The sequence below is a fragment of the Ilyobacter sp. genome (genome assembly GCF_041583315.1).
In the GTDB taxonomy this organism is placed as follows: Bacteria; Fusobacteriota; Fusobacteriia; order Fusobacteriales; family Fusobacteriaceae; genus Ilyobacter.
Genome location: NZ_JBFHGC010000475.1, coordinates 1 through 2,263 on the forward strand (window position 1 = coordinate 1; position 2,263 = coordinate 2,263).

The following is a 2,263-nucleotide window of genomic DNA, read 5'->3' on the forward strand; positions in this document are numbered from 1 at the left end:
TAGACATCTTTTTCAAGTCCTCTAAGTAGCTTTTTACCTCTTTGAAGTTCTTCCAGCTATATTCTAACCCTGCCATCTCCAAAGATAGTTTTACAGGCTCCTCATAGCCTTTTACAGATTGTTGGAACTCATATTCTTTCCTGGTAATATCGTAATCATAAACACTATCGATCACATTGTCTTTGTAAGTCTTTATCCTTGTAATAATATCCTTGGATCTTCTTATAAAATCTTTTTCATAATCCTTTGAAATAAGCTCTTCCAAGGCTGATTCCAGCTCTGTAACTGTAAACTGAAGTTTTCCCAAGAGTACGAAATCAGTGACTCTTGTATATTCCACATTTTCAAGTCTCGGGAAAAATCCTCTCACAGGTTCCAGGTTTATATTGCTGTCCTTGGAGATCTTTATACTGTGCTTTCTTTCCCATTCCATCAATTTTTTATCGATATAACTGTTTAGATGCGGTATCACAGGCTCTTTTTTATTGCTCAGGCTCAATTTGAAGTTTCTGATACGGGTCCTGTTCTTTTTCATGAATTCCATACTGGGGCCTATATTGACTTCTAGATCCTCTCTGCTAATCTCGTCTTTCAGCTGCTTGATGACAGTCTGCAAGACATCCCATGAGTGCCTGGGATAATGGGTAGCTATGTATACCATTTCTTCATAAGTGATATCCCATATCCCTCCTAGTATTACCGCATGAGTCACTGCCTCCCCTATAAGGGCGTCTATAAGTGAATGAGGTTCTATCCCGAAATATGTGTCCTTTACTATTTTGAGATGTTCTTTCTCTATTTTTCTGTTACTTTTCTTTCTCAGATTTCTTACTGCCTTCACGAGAATCGGCTTATGCCACTTCTCATTCCATTTTTCAAAAAGTTTTTCAATGTCGCCCTTTTCAGCTATCATTTTTTTTACATCAGAAGCGATAGCCTTTTCTGTCTGTTTTTTATTCATTTTCACACCTCGCAAACCAGTTTGTTGATATAGTCCAATCCCTTTTGAAACACTACAGTTTTTATATTGATACTGGTAGTCCCATTTGGCTTGGTGAACCTGCTCTCTACACATCTGAAATACCCTCTGTCGATATATTCCTGATAAGGCTGGTTGTTATTTTGTAGAACCTTTCTGTCCCTCAGAATTTTAAAGAGTTTATTTCTTCCTATCCCTTTATTGATTACCTTTGCCACAGTCCCTATATCTATTGTGTCTTTGCTATCGATGATCTCGTCGTAGAATTCCTCTTTGGGCTTCATTTCCAGGATCTTCTGTTCTTGCTCCTCTATTCTCTCCTGCTGTTCTGCAGCAAGTAGCAGAGCTTCACGAAATGTCTGAGGGACTCTTTTAGTTTCCTGCAATGTTCTTTCCATTTCATTGAACTTATTTATATAAGCTAACTTAAAATCGTTATTTCCCTGAATATTGAACATATAGAGAATAAAACCATCTTTAGTGAGAAGAAACTCTTTTCTCATTTGCCCGTTTCCAGCCTTGTATTCACTTTGGATAATTAACGCCCCCAAATCTGGGGAGGTTAAAATATTTTCCAAATCTCTCATTACGTGATCGTGTCTTCTCCCTAGTTCCTCAGCCACTACCCTGCTCGATATTACCAGTCCGTGATTTTTGTTGTTTTCGATTTTGATTAGTTCCATACGTACCTCCAGTTTTTAATTTCAATAAATCTACTTATTTCATAAAGTTAATAAAAAATGAAATAAGAAGATCTAAAAAATTAAAATATTAATCAAATTTCTGCGTTAAATAAGTCTTTCCGTTTATGATCTGCTTCTCTACGTTGCCTCTATTGCTGTGAGGGCTGTTTTCAAGCTTCTCAAAGGCATTATCAGCACTCATGGCTACACTTGCATAGTGAAACTTCAAAGCAATTGTAAGCTCCTCCATCTGTTTTTCTAATTCACTAATAGTCTTTAACTTTTCAGATATCGTTCTGACAGTGTCAGATGTCTCTAGAGTTTCTTTCTCTCTTCTTCCTAGGAATGCCTCAGCTAGTACGTCCTTTTAAATGTATTAAGTAACGTTGCTACAGCTAAAGTAATAGAATTTATTACTCAGAATTAGATTTTCCAAGAATTCTACATACGAGATCATTTATAGCATCAAATTCCTCTTCGCTCATATAACCATTGTCTTCAAGCAGGCTTGAAAATCTTTTACAGATATATATTGAAGCCTGCTCCTTTGTTTTTTTTGAAATCTCATCCAAACTCAAATTGTTATTATTCACCACTACCA

General features: G+C 36.4%; 4 protein-coding genes. All 4 read right to left on the reverse strand.

Translation table 11 applies throughout. The features are described from left to right. On the reverse strand, positions 1 to 961 hold a 961-nt coding region (locus tag ABZA26_RS13095), incomplete at its 3' end, for a hypothetical protein (RefSeq protein WP_372714951.1). Between the two features lie 2 nt (positions 962 to 963). Then, complete coding sequence (locus ABZA26_RS13100) at positions 964 to 1,662, reverse strand: phage antirepressor KilAC domain-containing protein (protein ID WP_372714952.1); 699 nt, start codon at positions 1,660 to 1,662, stop codon at positions 964 to 966. Between the two features lie 88 nt (positions 1,663 to 1,750). Next, positions 1,751 to 1,912 carry a hypothetical protein gene (locus tag ABZA26_RS13105; RefSeq protein ID WP_372714953.1) on the reverse strand — a complete coding sequence of 54 codons (162 nt, stop codon included), beginning with the start codon at positions 1,910 to 1,912 and terminating at the stop codon, positions 1,751 to 1,753. Positions 1,913 to 2,075: 163 nt separating this feature from the next. Then, a partial coding sequence (locus ABZA26_RS13110) for a hypothetical protein (protein WP_372714954.1) occupies positions 2,076 to 2,263 on the reverse strand: 188 nt, incomplete at its 5' end.

Bases quoted from the DNA above. Each gene is read 5' to 3' on its own strand.
- ABZA26_RS13105 (WP_372714953.1), bottom strand. From the start codon at position 1,912: ATGGAGGAGCTTACAATTGCTTTGAAGTTTCACTATGCAAGTGTAGCC.
- ABZA26_RS13100 (WP_372714952.1), bottom strand. From the start codon at position 1,662: ATGGAACTAATCAAAATCGAAAACAACAAAAATCACGGACTGGTAATA.